The sequence below is a fragment of the Pseudomonas sp. GD04019 genome, assembly GCF_029837695.1.
Lineage (GTDB): Bacteria > Pseudomonadota > Gammaproteobacteria > Pseudomonadales > Pseudomonadaceae > Aquipseudomonas.
Genome location: NZ_JAOEEA010000012.1, coordinates 56,698 through 76,110, shown reverse-complemented (window position 1 = coordinate 76,110; position 19,413 = coordinate 56,698). Strand labels below are relative to the sequence as shown.

At 63.9% G+C, this 19,413-nt stretch carries 21 protein-coding genes; 10 read left to right on the top strand and 11 right to left on the bottom strand.

Translation table 11 applies throughout. The features are described 5' to 3' along the window. Window positions 1-37: 37 nt before the first annotated feature. The 6 genes from N7607_RS18505 to N7607_RS18480 form a co-directional block, all read right to left on the bottom strand. Complete coding sequence (locus N7607_RS18505) at window positions 38-1,531, bottom strand: flagellar hook protein FlgE (protein WP_279867303.1); 1,494 nt, start codon at window positions 1,529-1,531, stop codon at window positions 38-40. A 44-nt stretch (window positions 1,532-1,575) separates the two neighbouring features. Further along, window positions 1,576-2,244: a flagellar hook assembly protein FlgD gene (gene flgD / locus N7607_RS18500; protein WP_279867302.1), complete on the bottom strand. Its 669-nt coding sequence runs from the start codon at window positions 2,242-2,244 to the stop codon at window positions 1,576-1,578. A gap of 22 nt (window positions 2,245-2,266) precedes the next feature. Then, entirely contained in the window at window positions 2,267-2,710 is a 444-nt protein-coding gene (gene flgC, locus N7607_RS18495; protein WP_279867301.1) for a flagellar basal body rod protein FlgC, read from the bottom strand. A gap of 14 nt (window positions 2,711-2,724) precedes the next feature. Further along, the gene (gene flgB / locus N7607_RS18490; RefSeq protein WP_279867300.1) at window positions 2,725-3,132 is read right to left on the bottom strand and encodes a flagellar basal body rod protein FlgB; all 408 of its coding nucleotides are present in this window, start codon (window positions 3,130-3,132) and stop codon (window positions 2,725-2,727) included. A 236-nt stretch (window positions 3,133-3,368) separates the two neighbouring features. Next, a complete protein-coding gene (gene cheR / locus N7607_RS18485) occupies window positions 3,369-4,196 on the bottom strand; it encodes a protein-glutamate O-methyltransferase CheR (protein WP_279867298.1) in 828 nt (275 codons plus the stop codon). Between the two features lie 44 nt (window positions 4,197-4,240). After that, window positions 4,241-5,173 carry a chemotaxis protein CheV gene (locus tag N7607_RS18480; RefSeq protein ID WP_279867296.1) on the bottom strand — a complete coding sequence of 311 codons (933 nt, stop codon included), beginning with the start codon at window positions 5,171-5,173 and terminating at the stop codon, window positions 4,241-4,243. A gap of 78 nt (window positions 5,174-5,251) precedes the next feature. On the opposite strand from N7607_RS18480, the gene flgA reads away from it, so the two are divergent. The 4 genes from flgA (at window position 5,252) to N7607_RS18460 (ending at window position 7,820) form a co-directional block, all read left to right on the top strand. Further along, entirely contained in the window at window positions 5,252-6,010 is a 759-nt protein-coding gene (gene flgA, locus N7607_RS18475; RefSeq protein WP_279867294.1) for a flagellar basal body P-ring formation chaperone FlgA, read from the top strand. A gap of 133 nt (window positions 6,011-6,143) precedes the next feature. After that, window positions 6,144-6,485, top strand: coding sequence for a flagellar biosynthesis anti-sigma factor FlgM (flgM, locus tag N7607_RS18470; RefSeq protein ID WP_279867292.1), 342 nt, complete (start codon window positions 6,144-6,146; stop codon window positions 6,483-6,485). Window positions 6,486-6,534: 49 nt separating this feature from the next. Continuing rightward, window positions 6,535-7,002: a flagellar export chaperone FlgN gene (gene flgN, locus N7607_RS18465; protein WP_279867291.1), complete on the top strand. Its 468-nt coding sequence runs from the start codon at window positions 6,535-6,537 to the stop codon at window positions 7,000-7,002. Between the two features lie 23 nt (window positions 7,003-7,025). Next, entirely contained in the window at window positions 7,026-7,820 is a 795-nt protein-coding gene (locus N7607_RS18460) for a flagellar brake protein (RefSeq protein WP_279867290.1), read from the top strand. 45 nt (window positions 7,821-7,865) lie between these two features. On the opposite strand, the gene N7607_RS18455 is transcribed toward N7607_RS18460, so the two are convergent. The 3 genes from N7607_RS18455 to N7607_RS18445 form a co-directional block, all read right to left on the bottom strand. Further along, window positions 7,866-9,104 carry a glutamine synthetase family protein gene (locus N7607_RS18455; RefSeq protein WP_279867423.1) on the bottom strand — a complete coding sequence of 413 codons (1,239 nt, stop codon included), beginning with the start codon at window positions 9,102-9,104 and terminating at the stop codon, window positions 7,866-7,868. 179 nt (window positions 9,105-9,283) lie between these two features. Beyond that, entirely contained in the window at window positions 9,284-9,520 is a 237-nt protein-coding gene (locus N7607_RS18450; RefSeq protein ID WP_279867288.1) for a glutaredoxin family protein, read from the bottom strand. A 43-nt stretch (window positions 9,521-9,563) separates the two neighbouring features. Next, window positions 9,564-10,703: a DUF5610 domain-containing protein gene (locus N7607_RS18445; protein ID WP_279867286.1), complete on the bottom strand. Its 1,140-nt coding sequence runs from the start codon at window positions 10,701-10,703 to the stop codon at window positions 9,564-9,566. A gap of 148 nt (window positions 10,704-10,851) precedes the next feature. On the opposite strand from N7607_RS18445, the gene N7607_RS18440 reads away from it, so the two are divergent. Beyond that, on the top strand, window positions 10,852-12,810 hold the full coding sequence (locus tag N7607_RS18440; protein WP_279867285.1) for a monovalent cation:proton antiporter-2 (CPA2) family protein: 1,959 nt from the start codon (window positions 10,852-10,854) through the stop codon (window positions 12,808-12,810). Between the two features lies 1 nt (window position 12,811). Here the strand turns inward: N7607_RS18440 and N7607_RS18435 are convergent, their stop codons facing one another. Next, the gene (locus N7607_RS18435) at window positions 12,812-13,369 is read right to left on the bottom strand and encodes a helix-turn-helix domain containing protein (RefSeq protein ID WP_279867284.1); all 558 of its coding nucleotides are present in this window, start codon (window positions 13,367-13,369) and stop codon (window positions 12,812-12,814) included. A 126-nt stretch (window positions 13,370-13,495) separates the two neighbouring features. Between N7607_RS18435 and N7607_RS18430 the strand changes: the two genes are divergently transcribed. The 4 genes from N7607_RS18430 to N7607_RS18415 all read left to right on the top strand — a co-directional run bounded on the left by N7607_RS18430 (window position 13,496) and on the right by N7607_RS18415 (window position 17,240). Further along, entirely contained in the window at window positions 13,496-14,092 is a 597-nt protein-coding gene (locus N7607_RS18430) for a glutathione S-transferase family protein (protein ID WP_279867283.1), read from the top strand. A 10-nt stretch (window positions 14,093-14,102) separates the two neighbouring features. Further along, complete coding sequence (locus N7607_RS18425; protein WP_279867281.1) at window positions 14,103-15,011, top strand: pyridoxamine 5'-phosphate oxidase family protein; 909 nt, start codon at window positions 14,103-14,105, stop codon at window positions 15,009-15,011. A gap of 1 nt (window position 15,012) precedes the next feature. Continuing rightward, entirely contained in the window at window positions 15,013-15,870 is an 858-nt protein-coding gene (locus N7607_RS18420; RefSeq protein WP_279867280.1) for an MBL fold metallo-hydrolase, read from the top strand. Between the two features lie 107 nt (window positions 15,871-15,977). Continuing rightward, the gene (locus N7607_RS18415) at window positions 15,978-17,240 is read left to right on the top strand and encodes an OprD family porin (RefSeq protein WP_279867278.1); all 1,263 of its coding nucleotides are present in this window, start codon (window positions 15,978-15,980) and stop codon (window positions 17,238-17,240) included. Between the two features lie 213 nt (window positions 17,241-17,453). Here N7607_RS18415 and N7607_RS18410 read toward each other — a convergent pair whose 3' ends face one another. Beyond that, window positions 17,454-18,662 (bottom strand): ammonium transporter, encoded by a 1,209-nt coding sequence (locus N7607_RS18410; RefSeq protein WP_279867276.1) that lies wholly within the window; start codon window positions 18,660-18,662, stop codon window positions 17,454-17,456. Between the two features lie 351 nt (window positions 18,663-19,013). Here N7607_RS18410 and N7607_RS18405 point away from each other — a divergent pair, with 351 nt between their 5' ends. After that, window positions 19,014-19,409, top strand: a complete 396-nt coding sequence (locus N7607_RS18405) for a DUF883 family protein (protein WP_279867274.1) — start codon at window positions 19,014-19,016, stop codon at window positions 19,407-19,409. The last annotated feature ends 4 nt before the right edge of the window (window positions 19,410-19,413 follow it).

The following is a 19,413-nucleotide window of genomic DNA, read 5'->3' as shown; positions in this document are numbered from 1 at the left end:
GGGCTTTGCCGCTGGCGGCAAGGCCCCTCCTCCCCTATCAACGCAGGTTGATGATGGTCTGGGTGATGGCGCTCTCGGTCTCGATGGTCTTTGCGTTGGCCTGGTAGTTGCGCTGGGCGACGATCAGATTTACCAGCTGGTCCGACAGCTCGACGTTGGAGTCCTCCAGCGCACCGGCCTGCAGGGCACCCAGGGTTCCGGAGCGCGGCGTACCCACCACCGGCTCGCCGGACTGGAAGGACTGCACCCAGGCAGTCTTGCCGACGGGGGTAAGGCCTTGCACGTTGGCGAAGTTGGCCAGCACCACCTGACCCTGGATCAGCGACTGGCCGTTGGTGTAGCGGGCGAAGATCACCCCGGTGTCGTCGATCTCCAGGCCTGCCAGCTCGCCGGTGGTGTAGCCGTCCTGGCTGACGGCGGTAACGGCGAAGGCGCTGGAGAATTGGGTGGCATCACGAAAATCGATAATCATGCCCGTTGCAGCGGCACTGGCACCGTTCGCGCTCCAAATGGGAGGCACGGAGCTATCTGGTGCCGCTGGAACCCAGTTATTCATGGCAATGGTGCCATCGGGATTCACGGTGAAATCCGTGCTGGTAGTGGAAAGCAGCTGTCCAGCTGCGCTGAAAGTCAAACCAGCAGTAGCGGGCACAGTAGCCAGCGCTTCGGAAGCTGCGAAAACTGCCGCGGCAACACTCGCCGCTGTTGCGCCAGGAGCAGCGGCTGCGGCGGTGGCGGCAGCAATGACGCTAGCGTCGCTGCCTCCCGGCACAGCAGCCAGAACACTCGCCGGAGTCGCTCCAGGAGCAGCTGCCGCCGTATTCACAGCAGTAACCGCAGCCCCGTCACCATCCGGGTTGGAAGGACTACGACCATCGACCAATACGTTCATCGACCAGGTGTTCGGGCCTGTCTTAATGAAATATTGGGTGAACACATGGGCATTGCCCTGGGTATCGTAAATATTGGTCGAGGTCGACGAGTTGTAGGTCTGCGGATTGCTCGGGTCAAACGGCGTCACGGTCGGCACCGTGCTGTTCGAGTTCAGATTGAAGGTCTGCGCCATGTTTTCAGTAGCGCGCGGCGATTGGGAGGCAGTGCGAATCTGGATATCGTCGACGATACCGTTCTGCAGGTTGCCAGCCGCGTCTACCGCATAGCCCTGCAGGCGGTAGCCGAAGTTGTTGACCACATAGCCGTCACGATCGGTGCCGAAATAGCCGGCACGGGTATAGCTGATCTCGCCGTTGTTGCTGGTGACGAAGAAGCCGTTGCCGTTGATGGCCAGGTCCAGGGCGTTCTGCGTGTAGTTGATGTTGCCCTGGTTGAACAACTGCGACACGTCGCCCAGCAGCACGCCGCTGCCCTGCGGATTGGAGCCGGTACCGAGCACCGAGGCGGCGTAGACGTCGGCGAACTCGGCGCGCGACTGCTTGAAGCCTGCGGTGCCAGCGTTGGCGATGTTGTTGCCGGTGACGTTGAGGTCGCTGGTGGCTGCCCGCAGACCGCTGAGACCGATGTTGAAAGCCATGGATATGCTCCTTCGCCGTTACTGCCGGCGCTTACAGCCTGGGGTTATTGACCGATGATCTGGACCTGGGACAGCGGCACTGCGCCGATGCCTGCCAGGTTGAGTTTCATTTCGCCGCCGTTCTGGCCGAGGGCGACGCTGTCGACGTTCGCCGGCAGCAAGGTGTAAAGGCCCTTGGTGCCATCGGCGTAGGTCGCCTGCGCTTCGAACTTGTAAGTGCCGGGCGGCATGAGATTGCCGCTGGAATCCTTGCCGTCCCACATGAAGCTGACATTGCCGGCGGCCTGCTGACCGAGGTTGACCCGGTTCACTACCTTGCCAGCGCTGTCGTAGACGTTGACGTAGACGTTGCTGCTGGTGACCGGCAGCACCAGGCTGCCCTTGAAGGTCTCGCTGGTATCCACCACAGCTTTCTCGCTCGGCACGATCACCTTGCGCCCGACCAGGGACGAAGCCTGCAAAGCCTGGGAGGACTGGTAGCCGGAGAGCAGCGACTCCATGCGCGTGTTGAGCTGTTCGATACCCTCGACCTGGCTGAACTGCGCGAGCTGGGCGATGAACTCGCCGTTCTCCTGCGGTTCCAGCGGGTTCTGGTTGTTCAGCTGGGCCACCAGCAGTTCGAGGAACTCGTTCTTGCCGAGCTCCTTGCTCTGGCCGGTTTCCTGCTTGATCTGGTATTGGTCCAGTACGGAACTGACGCCACTGACACTCATTGTCTTGCTCCTCGTTCGCCGCTTACTGGCCCAGGGTCAGCACGCGCTGCATCATCTGCTTGGCGGTGTTCATCATTTCGACGTTGGTCTGGAAGGCACGGCTGGCGGAAATCATGTCGGCCATCTCCTCGACCACGTTGACGTTCGGGTAATACACATAGCCCTTCTCGTCCGCCGCCGGATGGTTCGGCTCGTAGCGCGGGGTCAGGCTGCTCTGATCCTCGACCACACCCAGCACCTGAACACCGCGACCGGCCTGGTCCTGATCGGCAAACAGCGAACCGCGGTCGCCTTGCATGCTCGACTCGAAGACAGTGGCGAACACCGGATGGCGCGCGCGATAGGTCTGATCGATGCTCGAGGAGACGGTCTCAGCGTTGGCGATATTGCTGGAGATGGTATTCAGACGAGTGCTTTGGGCGCTCATGCCGGTACCGGCGATGTTGAAGACACTGGCGAGTGACATGTTCGTGATCTCCCTTATTCGCCGCGCAGGGCGCCGATCAGCCCTTTGAACTTGCTGTTGAGCATGGTGAAGCTGGCTTGGAACTGCACCGCGTTCTCGGCGTAGTTGGCCTGTTCCTGCTGCATGTCGACGCTGTTCTGGTCGATGGACGGGTGGAACGGAGTGCGGTAGCGCAGCGCCGGATCGGCCAGCTGGATGGCGTCGGCGACAATGTGCTGGCTGTCGGTGCGATTCAGGCCGAAGTATTTGCCACTCTGCTTCTCGTTCTGCTCGGCGAGCACGGCGGAGAAGTCCAGATCACGAGCCTTGTAATGCGGGGTATCGGCGTTGGCGATGTTGTTGGCCAGCACTTCGGCGCGTTCTGCGCGGAAGCTGAGGGCCGTTTCGTGGATGCCGAGTGCGTTTGCGAAGCTGATGCTCATGATCTGGAACCTTTGCCGTTTGGGCGTCGTGCCAGACATAAAGCAATGGCTGTGCCAATTTAATTTTTACTTTTAAATCAGCAGTTTATGGTGAATTAGCGCTATCCGAGAGCGGCAAGCGGCAAAGCTTTTCCGCTACGTGGCAAGGCCACTGGCAGCATGGCAACACCCTTTTTGCCGCACAGAAACGAAAACGGGAGGCCATTGGCCTCCCGTTACGCTCTCGCGGGTTTGTGTCATTTCACCTTGTAGATGATCCCAGGGCTGCACTGCACCATCTGGTACAGGTCCGGCAGGCCATTGAGGGCCTCGGACGCACCGAGGAACAGGTAGCCGCCCGGCTTGAGGGTCGCGTGGATGCGGGTGAGGATGTCCTTCTTCACTTCGGCGGAGAAGTAGATCAACACGTTGCGGCAGAACACCACGTCGAACTTGCCGAGGGCCGCGTAGCTTTCCAGCAGGTTGATCGCACGGAACTCAACGCGACTCTTGATCGGCGCCTTGACCACCCAGCGCCCCGGCCCTTTCGGATCGAAGTAGCGCTGCAGACGCTCCTGCGACAGGCCGCGGCCCATCGCCAGGCTGTCGTACTCGCCGGACTTGCAGTTGGTCAGCATGGAGGGCGACAGATCGGTGGCAATGATCTGCACCCCAGCCTTGAGCTGGCCCAGGTTGGTCTTCTCGAACTCGTCGATGGTCATCGACAGCGAATAAGGCTCCTGCCCCGAGGAGCAGGCCGCCGACCAGATGCGCAGGCGCTGGTTCGGATTGGCCTTGATCAGCTCAGGCAGGACCCGATTCTTCATCACCTCGAAGGGATAGGTATCGCGGAACCACAGGGTCTCGTTGGTGGTCATGGCGTCCACCACCTGCTCGCGCAGCCCTCCGCGAGGCTGGGCCTGCATCTTCTGCACCAGCTCGCCGAGGGTCTTGATTCCCTGCTGCTCCATCAGCTTGTTGAGGCGGCTCGACACCAGGTACTGCTTGTTGCTCCCCAGCAGAATGCCGCAGGCCTTTTCCAGAAAGGTCCGGAACTGCTCGAAATCCAAATTGCCTGAAGACACTAATGCCGCCTCACCAAACATAGTTCTAACCGAGGGCCGAGCCCTCAGCCCCCATCAGCTACCCGGATACGCTCGACCACGCGGGAAGCCAGTTCGTCCGGACGGAATTTCGCGAGGAAATCGTCCGCGCCAACCTTCTTCACCATCGCCTGGTTGAACACCCCGGAGAGCGAAGTATGCAGAATCACGTGGAGGTTCTGCATCCTTGGATCGGAGCGAATCTCCGCAGTCAGGGTGTAGCCGTCCATCTCCGGCATCTCGATATCGGAGATCAGCATGAGGAACTCCTCCGCCGGGATCTTGCCATCCTCCACCAGCTTGCGCAGGTAGTCGTAGGCCTGTCGGCCGTCGTTGAGCGCCACCACCTCGACACCGATGCTCTCCAGGCAGCGCGATACCTGCTTGCGTGCCACGGAGGAGTCGTCGCAGATCAACACCCGCTTGGATACCGCGCGAGCCTGGGTCTCGACGTCCACCACGCCTTCGGAAATGGCCTCCGACATGGGCGCCACCTCGGCGAGGATCTTCTCCACGTCGATGATTTCCACCAGCTTGTTGTCCACTCGCGTCACCGCCGTCAGGTAGTGGTCGCGGCCGGTGCCCTTGGGTGGTGGATGGATCTCTTCCCAGTTCATGTTGACGATGCGTTCGACCGAGCGCACCAGGAAACCCTGCACCTTGGTGTTGTACTCGGTGATGATCACGAAACTGTTGTTGATATCGTCCAGCGCCTGCCTACCAGTAGCCAGCGCCAGATCGAGGATGGGAATGGTGCCCCCGCGGATGTTCGCCACACCGCGCACCACCTGGCTGGATTTGGGCATTACGGTGAGTTTGGGGCATTGCAGCACCTCCTTCACCTTGAACACATTGATGCCATACAGCTGCGAGCCGTCCAGACGGAACAGCAAGAGCTCCAGGCGGTTCTGCCCGACCAGTTGGGTACGCTGGTTAACCGAGTCCAATACTCCGGCCATGCCCAGACTCCTTATTGTTCATATCGTCGCGCTCCTGCTAAGCCTAGCAGGCGGCACGAGCCTTGCTTCGTGAGCTGCATGAACGCACTCACGACACTTTACCGACGCATGATGGCAAAAAGCCGTTTCCTTGCCGGTGTTGTACCCGCTTTGGGCCTGTTCGGCTACAGCTCGCTGCACGCCGCGCCGCTGACCCTGCCCGAAGAGCTTATCGGCGCCACCGAAGGCTTTCTTGAGTTCACCGTCGAGGACTATCTAGAGCGTAGCGAAATCCCCGCACGCCATGAGATTCAGGTGAACCCGATCGACCCGCGGCTGCGCCTCGCCGCGTGCGACAGCGATTTGACGCAAAGCCTGGAAAGCCCTGCACAGCCGATTGGCCGGGTAACCGTCCGGGTCAGCTGCGAAGGCACAACGCCTTGGACAGTGTTCATCCCCGCCCAGGTGCGCATCTTCCGACCGGTGGCAGTGCTGAAGAACCCACTCAAACGCGACAGCATCATTGGACCGGCGGATATCGCCATGATCGAGCAAGACATTGGACTGCTCAATCGAGGCTATATCAGCGATCCCGAGCAGGCCATCGGCAAAAAACTGACGCGTCCGCTTCAGGCAGATCAGGTATTGACTCCTGCAATCCTGCAGCTGGCGGAAAGCGTGCGCCGCGGCGATCAGGTGGTAATCGCCGCGCGTGCTGGCGGCATCAACGTGCGCATGCAGGGCGAAGCCTTGTCCGGCGGGACTCTCGGCCAGCAGATCAACGTGCGCAACCTAAGTTCTCAACGCGTGGTCAGAGCCAGGGTGATAGGACCTGGACAGGTCGAGGTAGGGATGTAGGCATGATTCTTGTAGCGCTTATCCCTAACGATTTCCTACACTGTTAAACGACGCACATAATTGCGCCCTAAAGTTTCGACGGAACCGGCCGACAACCCAGTCAAGCGTCCAGATACCGTCAGAGGTTTACACCATGGTTATCGACTTCAACCGGCTGAACAATGCCGCCAGCCCCGCCAACAGCGGGCGCGCAGGCAATGCCCAGGCCAGCGGCCGTAACGAGGCCGTCAGCAGCACTCCGCAGAATGCGGTACAGGTTGCCGACGAGCAGGCCACTGCCGGCAAGACTGGCGAATCCGTGCAGCTCAGCCGTGAAGCCCAGCAATTGCAGAAAGCCGGCGACAAGCTGCGCGACCTGCCGACCGTTGATAAAGAACGTGTCGCCAAGTTGAAGCAGGCCATTGCCGATGGCAGCTACCAGGTCGATGCCAAGCGCGTCGCCGGCAAGCTGCTCGATTTCGAATCCCAGCGCTAGTCCCAGGGCTGCGCTGGGGGTGTTGGACGCCCGATCCCCAGAGCCCGCGATGCAAAGTAACGATCTGCTGCAACTGTTCATCGAAGATATCGGCACGGCCCAGCGCCTGCTTGAGCTGATCGATGCCGAATTCCAGGCCATGGGCGAACGCGACCTGCCGCGCCTGGAACAGATCCTCGGCGAGAAACTCCCCCTCCTCAGCCTGCTCGACCAGCATGGCAGCGCACGCAGCAAACTGCTCGGCGAGCAGCAGCTGAGCGCTGATCGCGCCGGCCTGGAAACCTTTGCCGCCGGCCAGGCCAATGGTGCAGAGCTGCTGGCGCGCAGCGATGAGCTGAACCAGCTGCTGGAAAGCTGCCGTGACGCGAACCAGCGCAATGGCCGGCTGATCCGTGCCAATCAGGCATCGCTCAAGAGCGTGCTCGGCATTCTCCGTGGCGGTGAGACGCCAGGGCTCTATGACAGCCGCGGCGGCGCCGCTAGAATCGCGCAGCAACGCCCTCTCAGCCAGGCCTGAGCCATAACAACAAGCACAGGGACATGCCGGCAATATGCCAGTATGCTAGTGCGGTAGTACCTGGAGATACCCGGATCGTGCCCAACCCATTCCTTGAGGACGATGGCCCACAGCCACCCAAGGTGCTGACCGCACCCTTGGAGATCGTTGCCAACCTGCGTTTACTGCAGCAGAGCCATGATCCCCTCATTGTCATGTTCAAGGACCGCAACCTGCGGTTCCAAAGCTATCTGATCGAAATCGACCGCGATCGCGGCGTTATTGCTCTCGACGAAATGATTCCCAACGATGGCGAGCGCTTCATGCAGAACGGCGAACCGTTCCGTGTGGAGGGCTTTCACGATGGCGTACGCATCGCCTGGGAGTGCGAGGATCCAGTGCAGCTCGGCGAGCTGGATGGCTCGCGCTGCTACTGGAGCTACATCCCGGAGCGGGTGACCTATCACCAGCGTCGCAATGCCTTCCGTGCGGCGCTCAGCCAGGGTCAACTGGTCAACATCGAGCTGTCCGGCAGTAAGCTCAATCCCGGCATCAAGGGCCAGATGCTGGATATCTCCGCCACCGGCTGCCGTCTGCGCTTCGCCGGCGATGTCAGCAGCCGCCTGCAGCCCGGCCAGGTCTACGAGCGCTTCACCGCCATGTTGCCGATCGGCTCCATGACCACTGCCGGCGAGCTGCGCCACGTGCAATATGCGGAGAAGGTCAACATGACCTTCGTCGGCCTGCGCTTCCACCGCATGAGCGGCCTGGAGCAGCGTCAGGTAGAGCGCTTCGTCTATCAGCTCCAGCGCGAAGCACGCCGCGTCGAGCAGGAATAGAACCACCTGCACCAGCCAGAGGCCGCCCATGGGGGCCTCTGCGTTTCAGACCTGGGCTCCCAACACCCTCCGCTCCCAGGGTGTGATCTCGTCCAGGTAACTCGTCAGCTCCATGCCCTTGCTGGCGCAATAGCCGTCGACGAACTCCTCGCCGAACCACTGCCGCGCCAGCGCACTGCCCTGCAGGCGCTGCAAGGCCGCATGCATGGTGCACGGCAGGCTGAGCTTGGGCGGCACCTCGAACTCGCCCTGGATCGGCGCACTCGGCTCCAACTGTTGCTGCAGGCCATGCAGGCCGGCGGCCAGGCTGGCAGCAATGGCCAGATAGGGGTTGGCGTCGGCTCCTGGCAGGCGATTCTCCACCCGCCGCGCCGCAGGTCCACTGGCCGGAATACGCAGCCCGGCGGCGCGATTGTCGTGCGACCAGCAGGCATTGTTCGGTGAGGCGTAGGGATGACACAGACGCTGGTAGGAGTTCACATGCGGTGCGAACAGCAGGGTGAAGTCCGCCAGCGCCGCCTGCTGCCCGCCGATGAAATGAAAGAAGGCTGGAGCCGCCTCACCATTCTCGACGCTGAAGAGATTGCGACCGCTGCCCTGCTCCACCACGCTCTGATGAATGTGCATGGAGCTGCCCGGCGTATGCGGCAGCGGCTTGGCCATGCACACTACCGCCAGACCGTGCTTGAGGCCAACTTCGCGCAGCAGATGCTTGAACAGGAAAGTCTGATCGGCCACCTGCAGCGGATCGCCATGCAGCAGATTGATCTCGAACTGGCTGACGCCCATCTCGTGCATGAAGGTATCGCGCGGCAGACCGAGCGCCTCCATGCAGCGATAGACCTCCTCGAAGAACGGCCGCAGGCCGTTGCCGGATGACACGCTGAACGCCGAGCAGCCAGTCTCGCGACTGCCGTCCAGACCTAGTGGCGGCTGGAAAGGACGATTCGCATCGAGATGCCGCTCGAAGACGAAGAACTCCAGCTCGGTCGCCACCACCGGCTGCCAGCCACGCTCGGCATAGGCAGCCACCACCTTCTTCAGCAGGCCGCGGGTAGACAGTCCCGAACTGCGCCCATCCAGCTCATCGGCGTCGCAGATGGCCATGGCCCGCGACTCGCTCCAGGGCAGACGGAACACCCGCTCTGGTGTGGTGCTGAGCATCAGGTCGCCATCGTCGCTGCCGTAGAAACGCGCCGGCGGATAGCCGCCCATGATGCATTGCAACAGCACACCCCGCGCCAGCTGCAAGCGGCGGCCTTCGAGAAAGCCCTCTGCAGTCATCACCTTGCCCCGCGGTACCCCGTTGAGGTCGGCGGTGACACATTCGATCTCGGTAATCCCGGACAAGCGCTCTGCAAGCGCACTACGGCCGTCGGTACTCATGACTGCATATCCCTGTGGTTGATCCGTACAAAATACGCATCAGCCGTTCAAGATATCAAGCAGTCAAAAGAGATGGATCAGCGCAGGAAGGCTACCACCTGATCGGCGTCGAACGGCCAGTCGAGCTCGGCGCCGCTGTCGTTGCGACGCAGCACCGGAATGCGCAGGCCGTATTGCTCGACCCAGTCCTCGCGCTCGGCGATATCCACCAGTTCGACCAGCAGGCCGTATTCGACAAAGGGCATCAACAACGCCTCGGCCACCTCGCAGAGGTGGCAGCCGAGGGTGCCGAAGAGTTGGCATTCAGGGGGCATCGGGGCGTCTCCGAATCAATCAGAGACGCAGTCTAGCACCGGCTCAGGCTTCCTCGGCCGGCGGGTTCTGCAGCATGCCCTGCAGGCCGTCGAGCAGGCGGCCGTTGAGCTCCTTGGCCTTCTCCAGCAAGGATCCGTCGAAGCGCTCGTCGAGACTGAAGCCGCCGTCCAGCAGCTGTTCCAAGGTGCCCTTGGCATCTTCCGAGACCTTGTCGGCGGTGCGCAGCGCATCGAGCAAGCCGCGGGCGTAGTCGATCAGATCGTCGTTCACCGCACTGGCCGCCTGGCCGCCCTGCTGGGCCACGGCGCCATAGGCGTCGGTGGCCTGACGCACGCTGGTCTGAGTCAGTTGCAGCGACATCGAGGCTAGTTGCGAGCCATCCATGTTCAGTTGCATGGCGCGGTCGAAGGCGCCACCCAGATTGCCGGAATAGAAGTCGCTGGAAATGTCCTGCACCTGCTTGAACAGGTCCTCCAGGGCGGCGCGCTCTTCATCGTCCAGCTCGCCTTCCACCTGCACCTGCCAACCGCCGATCTGCATGCTGCCGGAGCTGCTGCTGGCGCTGGCCTGAGAACCGTTGCCGTTGCTGGCGGCAGCCGCATCGCTCTGCGACCAACTGGCGGAGGCGCTGGCGATGGAAATATTCAGGCGATCGCCATCGCGGGTAGTGACCTGCATGTCGAAGGTCTCGGCCTGGGCGGCGAAACGCTCGCTGCGCGCGGCCACGGCGACGGTGTTGCCGCCACTGGCGGGAGCCTTGACGCCGTAGTCGGACTCGAGGCCTTTCAGGCCGTTCTGAATCTTGTCGTAGGTGGCATTGATGTCTTCCGCCACCTTGCCCTTGAGCACGCCCATGCCGTCGAGGATCTTGCGCGCCTCCTCGAAGCCCTTTTCCACCCCTTCACGGGCCTGGGCCAGCAGGCTTTCCAGCTTGGAAGTGTCGGCGCCGGCGGCGGCCTCACTTTTCAGGCGCTGCTCGATGAAGCCGAGCACCCGGCCTGCCACCTTGTCGGGAGTGAAGTCTTCGCGCTTGCCGTCCAGCGCACCGGGCTCCAGGCCCAGGCGGTTGGCCAGGCGATTGGCCAGGGTGCCCTGGGCATCCACATGGCCACGCGGGTTGGCCAGGGTGTTGATGCCAGTGGGGCGGGACTGCGACGGGGAAAGGGAAGCCAGAGTATTCATGATGAAGTACCAAGCAGGGTGAACTGCCTCTTTGACGGCAGGCACCCCAGAAAATTGAGGCAAAACCGACCAATGGCCACTTTGACCGAGAGCATGGACGCCTGGTTGCCGCTTCGGCATGCTCGCAGGCAATCGAAGGAGAATCGCCTTGTTCACCGACCTGCTGATCATCCTGGCCTGCTCGCTGCTGGTCATCGCCCTGTTCCGTCGCCTGCGCCTGCCGCCGGTGCTCGGCTACCTCTGCGTCGGCCTGCTGGTGGGACCGGCCGCGCTGGACTGGATAGGCTCGGCCCGTGATCTGCCACGGCTGGCCGAACTGGGCGTGGTGTTCCTGCTGTTCAGCCTGGGCCTGGAGTTCTCCCTGCCGCGCATGCTGGCGCTGCGGCGTACCGTATTCGGTCTGGGCAGTCTGCAGGTCGCCCTGTGCGGCTCGGCCCTGGGTGCCCTGCTCTATCTAGGCGGCGTGGCGCCAACCAGCGCCGCAGTGCTCGGCCTGGGCCTGGCGCTTTCCTCCACTGCCATCGTCGGCAAGGAGCTGGTCAGCCTCGGCGAGGTATTCAGCGGCCATGGTCAGAACGCCATGGGCGTGCTGCTGTTCCAGGACCTGGTGGCGGTATTGCTGCTGACCCTGGTGCCCGCCATTGCCGGCCACGGCGGCGAGCCCTGGTACCTGGCCATTCCGCTGACGCTGGGCAAGACCGTGCTGCTGTTCCTCGGCCTGCTGCTGGCCAGCCGCTGGCTGCTGCCCAAGCTGTTCCACGAGGTGGCGCAGGCCCATTCCGCCGAGCTGTTCGTCATGCTCGCCCTGGTCATCGTCCTGCTCACCGCCTGGCTCACCCATATGCTCGGCCTGTCCATGGCGCTGGGCGCGTTCCTCGCCGGCATGCTGCTGGGCGAAAGCCATTATCGCCACCAGGTCGAAGCGGATATCCGGCCGTTCCGCGACATTCTCCTCGGCCTGTTCTTCGTCTGCGTAGGCATGCTGATCGATCTCAAGCTGTTCGCCGAGCAGGGCTGGGCCATCCTTGGCGCCACCCTGCTGCTGCTCGCGCTCAAGGGCGGCCTGGTGGCGCTGTTGGTCAAGGTCCGCGGCGAGAGCGGCGAAACAGCCTGGCGCAGCGGCCTGGCCCTGGCCCAGGCCGGCGAATTCTTCTTCGCCCTGGTGGCGCTGATGCGTCAGCAGCAGATGCTGGAAGCGCCACTGGCCGGTCTGCTGCTGGCCGCCGCGTTCTGCTCCATGGCCCTCACCCCGCTCTTGCTGCGCGCCGCACCGCTGCTGGCCGCGCGTCTGCGCCGCACACCGGGGCGCGAGAGCCATCTGGAGGAGATCGCCAGCCACAGTGCGGAGCTGCGTGGTCATGCGGTGATCTGCGGCTACGGCCGAGTCGGCCAGTCCATCGGGCGCTTCCTGCAGCGTGAGGGCCAGGAGTTCGTCGCCCTCGACGATGATCCGGTGCGGGTCGAGGAAGCCAGCGCTGGCGAAAACAACGTGCACTACGGCGACTCGCGTCGGCGCGACCTGCTGGAGGCCGTCGGCATCGCCCGTGCCCGCCTGCTGGTGGTGGCGGTGGACAAGACCGACGTGGCCCTGGCCATCGTCGAGCAGGCACGCCAGCACTGCCCCGACCTGCCGATCCTGGTGCGCACTCGCGACGACAGCCGGCTCGCCGAACTGCAGGCGGCCGGCGCCAGCGAAGTGGTGCCGGAAGTGCTGGAGTCCAGCCTGATGCTGGCGTCCCACGCCCTGGTGATGCTCGGCATTCCCGAGCAACGGGTGCAGCAGCATCTGGATGACGTGCGCAGTAATCGCTATCGCCTGCTGCACGGTTTCTACCATGGCGCCCAGGCCAACCTGGTGGACGCCCAGGGCCAGCCGCGCGTGCTGCTGCATGCGGTGAACCTGCCGGCAGATGCCCATGCCTGCGGCCGCTGCCCAACCGATATGCAATTGGAAGCGCTGGGATTGGAGGTGCAGGCGGTGCGCCGCAATGGCGTCAACCTGGCGCTGGAAGCGCGGCCGCAGCTGCGCGAGGGCGATACCGTGCTGCTGTCCGGACCGCTGCAGGCCATCGAAGCCGGCGAGGCGCGCCTGCTCGGCGGGGCCTGATTCAGATACCGGCGGCGCCCAGCAAAATCGCCGCCGCCGCCTTGGCCTGCAACGCCTGGTCCCCCGGGCCCTGCACGTGGGCCATGCTCAGTGCGCCCTCCAGCAGAAACTGCAGCTGCCCGGCCAGTTGCTCCGCCTGGGACGCCTGCAGCGCCTGCAACAGCTCGCGGAAATGCCCACCGAAAGCCGCCTTGAACCCCGCCGCCTGACGATGGATCGGGTGCTCGCGGTCATGAAACTCCGCCGCCGCATGAATAAAGCTGCAGCCGCAGAAATCGCGCTCGTTGATCCATGCATGCAGGCCGTCGAAGGTCAGCAACAGCGCCTCGCGCGGCAGCTTGGCGGCGCGCAGCTGGGCCAGGTTGCCGAGCGTCTCGCGCTCGCGCTCTTCGAGCACGGCCAGGATCAGCTCGTCCTTGGAGCGGAAGTGCTTGTACAGGGTCATCTTGGCCACCCCGGACTCCGCCAGGATGCGGTCGATGCCCGTGGCGTGGTAACCCTCGCGGGCGAACAGGCCTTGGGCGGTGCTGATCAATTGTTCGCGTTTGCTCGATGCCATCTGGCCCTCCAAGGCGGACATTATGCGGGCGGCGATGACCGCGCTCCAGTTCGGAAAAATCCCCACTTGAAATATACAGACCTGTCTGTCTAATATCGAGTCACACCCCTTCGCGAGACTCCTCCCATGCAGCTTCATGACTTCACCCTCTCCGGCAACTGCTACAAGGTCCGCCTGTTCCTCGCCCTGCTCGGCCGTGAAGTCGAGCTGCAACAGATCGATCTGCTCGGCGGCGCGCAGAAGCGCCCGGAGTTCCTAACCCTCAACCCGCGCGGCCAGGTGCCGGTGCTGGTCGATGAAGGTCAGGCGATCTATGACTCCCAGGCCATTCTGGTGTACCTGGCCAAGCGCTATGCCGACCCCAGTTGGTACCCGCAGGACGTCCTGAGCCAGGCGCGCATCGCCAGCTGGCTGAGCTTCGCCGCCAACGAAGTGGCCAAGGGTCCGGGACAAGCCCGCCTGCATGGGCTGTTCCGCATGCCCGGCGACCTGCAGCAGGCCCAACAGCGCGCCGTGCAGGTACTGGAGCTGGTGGACGCACATCTGGCTCAGCACAGCTGGCTGGCACAGGGTTCGGCGCCGACCATCGCCGACCTCGCCGTCTACCCTTACATCGCGCTGGCCAGTGATGGCGGATTGGACCTGGCGCCCTATGCCAACCTCGCCGCCTGGTTCGCGCGTATCCGCGCCCTGCCCGGCTACATCGGCATGCCCGGCCTCTGAGGAGTTCGCCATGGACAGCCCCTTCCATCCCGGCGAGCAGCAGATCCAGTCCCGCCTGGGCGTGCGTGACAAGCTGGAGGAGATCGGCAAGCGAGTGATCCGCGACCATATGCCGGAGCAGCACCGCGAGTTCTTCGCCCTGCTGCCCTGGCTGCTGGTCGGCAGCCGCGACGCCGCTGGCCAGCCCCAGGCCTCGGTGCTCTGGGGCGCACCGGGCTTCGTCCACTCGCCGCAGCCGCAGCGCCTGCAGATCCGGGCACTGCCCGAGGCGGACGATCCACTGGCCGCCAACCTGCATGACGGCGCAGGACTCGGCCTGCTCGGCATCGAGCTGCCGACCCGCCGGCGCAACCGGCTCAATGGCCGCGCCCGCCATCTCGACGAGGGTGGCTTCGCGGTCGACGTGCACGAGTCGTTCGGCAACTGCCCCAAGTACATCCAGGTGCGTCGCTGGCAGGCCGAGCCGCGTGAGCCCGGCCCACTGGAACAGGGCGAAGGTCTAGACCCGCGCTGGCTGCCCCTGGCGCTGCACAGCGACACCCTGTTCATCGCCAGCAGCCATGGCGAGGACGTCGACGTGTCGCACCGCGGCGGCCCGCCCGGCTTCGTTCGCCTGGGCACGGATGGTCGCCTGTGGTTGCCGGACTACAGCGGCAACTTCATGTTCAACACCCTCGGCAACCTGCTGCTGGAGCCGCGCTGCGCGTTGCTGTGGATCGACTTCGCCAGCGGCGACCTGCTGCAGTTGGAAGCCCGCGCCGAGCTGGTTTGGCCCGAGGACTATCCCGAACCCGCGCCGCCCGGCGCTGAACGTATGCTGGCGCTCACCCCCGGTCGCTGGCGCCTGCGCCGCGCCCGCCTGCCCCTGGCCTTCGGCATCGCCGAACCCTCGCCCTTCCTGCCCGTTGAAGGAAACTGATATGCGCCCCCTGCTCTTCGCCCTGCTGCTGATGGTCGCCGGCACCAGTCAGGCCGCCGGCCTGCGTTTCGCCCTGGTCAAGACCGCCGAGACCGAGACCCGCGACGCCTTTACCGTCGAGGGCGGTGCCTGGACCGAGAAGGCCATCGCCAACCACGTGGCCGTGCTGATCGAGCATCACGCCGCCACCCTGTTGCTCGATACCTCCCTGGGCCGCCAGGTGGACCAGCAGTTCGAATCGGAAATGCCCTGGTACGACAAGCCACTGCTGCGCTATGGCCAGGTCACCCCGGTGCGCGACCAGTTGGACCATGCCGGCATTCGCGTCGACCGCATCCTGCTCACCCACAGCCACTGGGACCACGCTTCCGGCCTGGCCGACTTCCCGGAAGTGCCGGTGTGGGCGCCCTACGAGGAGATCGAATTCAGCCGCATCGCAACCCCGCCGGCGGTGCTGCCCAGCCAGTTCGCCCATGCCATCCGCTGGGTGCCGTTCCAGTACGGCGAATACCCGTTCATGGGCTTCGCCCGCAGCCACGACATGTTCGGCGACGGCAGCCTGGTGCTGGTGCCGCTGGAAGGCCACACACCCGGTTCGGTCGGCCTGTTCCTCACCCTCGACGACGGCCGTCGCTTCTTCTTCACCGGTGACACCAGCTGGCGCCTGGAAGGTTTCACCGGGCCGAAGGAAAAGTTCTGGATCAGCAAGCGCATGGTCGACAACGATCCGCAAGGCACCCGCCAGCAGCTGGAGAAAGTCCACCAGCTGCTGCTGGAGCAACCGCAGCTGACGGTGATCCCGGCCCACGATGAAATGGTGCAGCGCAAGCTCGGTTATTTCCCACACTGGATCGAATAAGGCCTCGACCAAGGTCTAGAAGCCGCCGCCGCGGCAAAGTGGCTTACTCCCCTCGCTGCAACCGGACCGGACAACCGGGCCGCCATCACCAGCCGAGGACAATAACAATGAGCAAGTCCCCTCTTGCCCGCGGCGTGGCCCTGGCCGCGCTGGGCACCAGCCTCACCCTGCCGACCATCAGCCAGGCCGCCTTCATCGAAGACAGCAAGGCCAGCCTGGAACTGCGCAACTTCTACATGAACCGCGACTTCCGCCAGGAAGGCGCCGCCCAGTCCAAGGCCGAGGAATGGGCCCAGGGCTTCCTGCTGCGCTACGAGTCGGGCTACACCGAAGGCACCGTAGGCTTCGGCGTCGACGCCATCGGCACCCTGGGCTTGAAGCTCGACTCCAGCCCCAGCGAGAGCGGCACCGGCCTGCTGCAGCGCGACCGCGAAACCGGCCGCGCCCAGGATGACTATGGCGATCTGGGCGTCACCGCCAAGGTCAAGGTCTCCAACAGCGTGCTCAAGGCCGGCACCCTGATGCCCAAGCTGCCGACCGTGCAGGCCAACGACTCGCGCCTGCTGCCGCAGAGCTTTCAGGGTGGCTGGATCAATTCCCAGGAGATTGCCGGGCTGACCTTCGATGCCGGCCAGCTGAGCCGGGTCAACCAGCGCGACTCCTCCGACCATGAAGCCATGACCATGACCGGCGGCAACGGCCGTGGCATCACCGGCACCGGTGGCGTCACCAGCGACGAGTTCAACTTCGCCGGCGCCAGCTACAAGTGGAACGACCAGCTGACCACCGCCTACCACTACGGCGCCCTGGATGAGTTCTACAAGCAGCACATCCTCAACGCCGTGCACCTGCTGCCGCTGGGCGACAAGCAGAGCCTGAAGAGCGATATCCGCTTCGCCCGCTCCACCGACGACGGCCAGACCAACGTCGACAACAAGGCCTTCGGCGCCATGTTCACCTACAGCCTGGGCGGCCACGCCTTCGGCCTGGGCTACCAGAAGATGAGCGGCGACACCGGCTACGCCTACATTGGCGGAACCGACCCGTTCCTGGTCAACTACGTGCAGATCGGCGACTTCGCCTTCAAGGACGAAAAGTCCTGGCAGGCTCGCTACGACTACAACTTCGCCGCCCTCGGTATCCCCGGCCTGACCTTCATGACCCGCTACCTCTCCGGCGACAACGTCGACCGCGGTGCCGGCCTGTCCGAAGGCAAGGAATGGGAGCGCAACACCGACATCGCCTATGTGTTCCAGGACGGCCCGCTGAAGAACTTCGGCGTCAAATGGCGCAACGCCACGACCCGCTCCAACTTCGGCAACGACCTGGACGAGAATCGCCTGATCCTCAGCTACAGCCTGTCGCTCTGATAGATCTCGAGGCAACCGACCGTCCTGCTGTCTACTCGCCGTCTCGGGCTCCTGGCCCTCGCCTACAAGTTGGGAGGGTGAAGAGCTTGGTAGCCCGGATGCAATCCGGGGGCGGAGCTGCCCGCTCCCCGGATTACATCCGGACTAGACCGCCAAGCCACACAGCAACGAAAAAGCCCGCCGATTGGCGGGCTTTTGCTATCCAGCGCGGACTCAGTCCTGGCTGTTGGCGCCGATCTTGTGGATCGACAGGTCGGCACCGTAGTACTCCTGCTCCTGGCTCAGGCGGATGCCGGTCGAGGCCTTGAGCAGGCCGTACACCAAGAAGCCGCCGACCAGCGCCACCAGCACGCCCAGCGCGGTGCCGATCAGCTGGCTGGCCAGGCTCACGCCACCGAGACCGCCCAGGTAGCTCTGGCCGAAGATGCCGCAGGCGATGCCGCCCCACACGCCGCACAGGCCGTGCAGCGGCCACACGCCGAGCACGTCGTCGATCTTCCACTTCACCTGGGTCGCGGTGAACGCCCAGACGAACAGCGCACCGGCGATGGCGCCGGTGACCAGCGCGCCGACCGGGTGCATCAGGTCGGAGCCGGCGCACACCGCCACCAGGCCGGCCAGCGGGCCGTTGTGCAGGAAGCCCGGGTCGTTGCGACCCACCAGCAGCGCGGCAACGGTGCCGCCGACCATGGCCATCAGCGAGTTGACCGCCACCAGGCCGCTGATGCTGCCCAGGGTCTGGGCGCTCATCACGTTGAAGCCGAACCAGCCGATGATCAGGATCCACGAGCCCAGGGCAAGGAACGGGATGTTCGACGGCGCGAAGGCCACCAGGCGCCCCTCGCGGTAGCGGCCATCGCGGCGACCTAACAGGATCACCGCGCCGAAGGCCAGCCAGCCGCCAACCGCATGTACCACCACCGAGCCGGCGAAATCATGGAAAGCGGCGCCGAAGCGCTCGGTCAGCCAGGCCTGCAGACCGAAGTTGCCATTCCAGATCAGCCCCTCGAAGAACGGATAGACGAAGGCGACGATCAGCAGCGTGGCGCACAGCTGCGGGCCGAACTTGGCGCGCTCGGCAATGCCGCCGGAGATGATCGCCGGGATGGCGGCGGCGAAGGTCAGCAGGAAGAAGAACTTCACCAGGGCGTAACCGCTACCGGCGGTCAGCTCGCTGGCCGGCGCGAAGAAGGTCACGCCATAGGCCACCCAGTAACCGACGAAGAAATAGGCCAGGGCCGAGACGGCGAAGTCGGAGAGAATCTTCGACAGGGCATTGACCTGGTTCTTGTGCCGCACCGTACCCACTTCGAGGCAGGCGAAGCCGGCGTGCATGGCCAGAACCATGATCGCGCCGAGCAGAATGAACAGGGTGTTGGAGCCGTGAATCAGGGTTTCCACGGCGCTGTTTAGGTTTTCCATCGAATGGCTCCCCGGTCGAATAAGCACCAAAAACGATCTCGATTCCGATGCGATGCACCAAACATGAGCAATTGCTCGTCATGCACCGCCGCCACTGCGCTCCGAATCGGAGCAGAAGGTTTCGCAAAAAATCACCAATGTGATTTTTCACCTTTATTTTCAGTGACATATCGAAAGAGACAACAGATCCACCGTGGACCAGGCGCGCCACCAAGGGGCACGCATGAAACTCGGCGCACCATGGCGAGGCAAAAGATGTGCCACACAAGGGCACGAATAAAGCCTGAACCTGGCCGGCCTACCCCCGCTCGAACCTGAAGAGTCCGCAACCACGACCCACAGGAGGGCGCCATGCCTACTACCCCGAACTCCGATCTGTCCGGCTTCGAAACCACTGGCACCACCAGCACCACTGCGAACATCGACAAGGACACCCACCGCCGCAACCTGCGCGATGCGCAGAATGCGCTGTCCGCCGAGTTCCAGGCCCTGATCAGCGACACCGAGCATCTGCTGCGGCAGACCTCCGACGTGGCCGGCACCCAGGTGCAGGAGCTGCGCGCACGCATCAGCGGCAACCTTGGCCGGGCCAAGGACATCCTCAAGGACACCGAGCACAGCCTGGAAGTCCAGGGGCGCCTGGCCGTGGCGAAAACCGAGGAATACGTGCAGCAGCATCCCTGGCAAACCCTCGGCGTAGCCGCTGGCGTGGGCTTCCTGCTCGGCCTGCTGGCCGGGCGCCGCTAAGCCG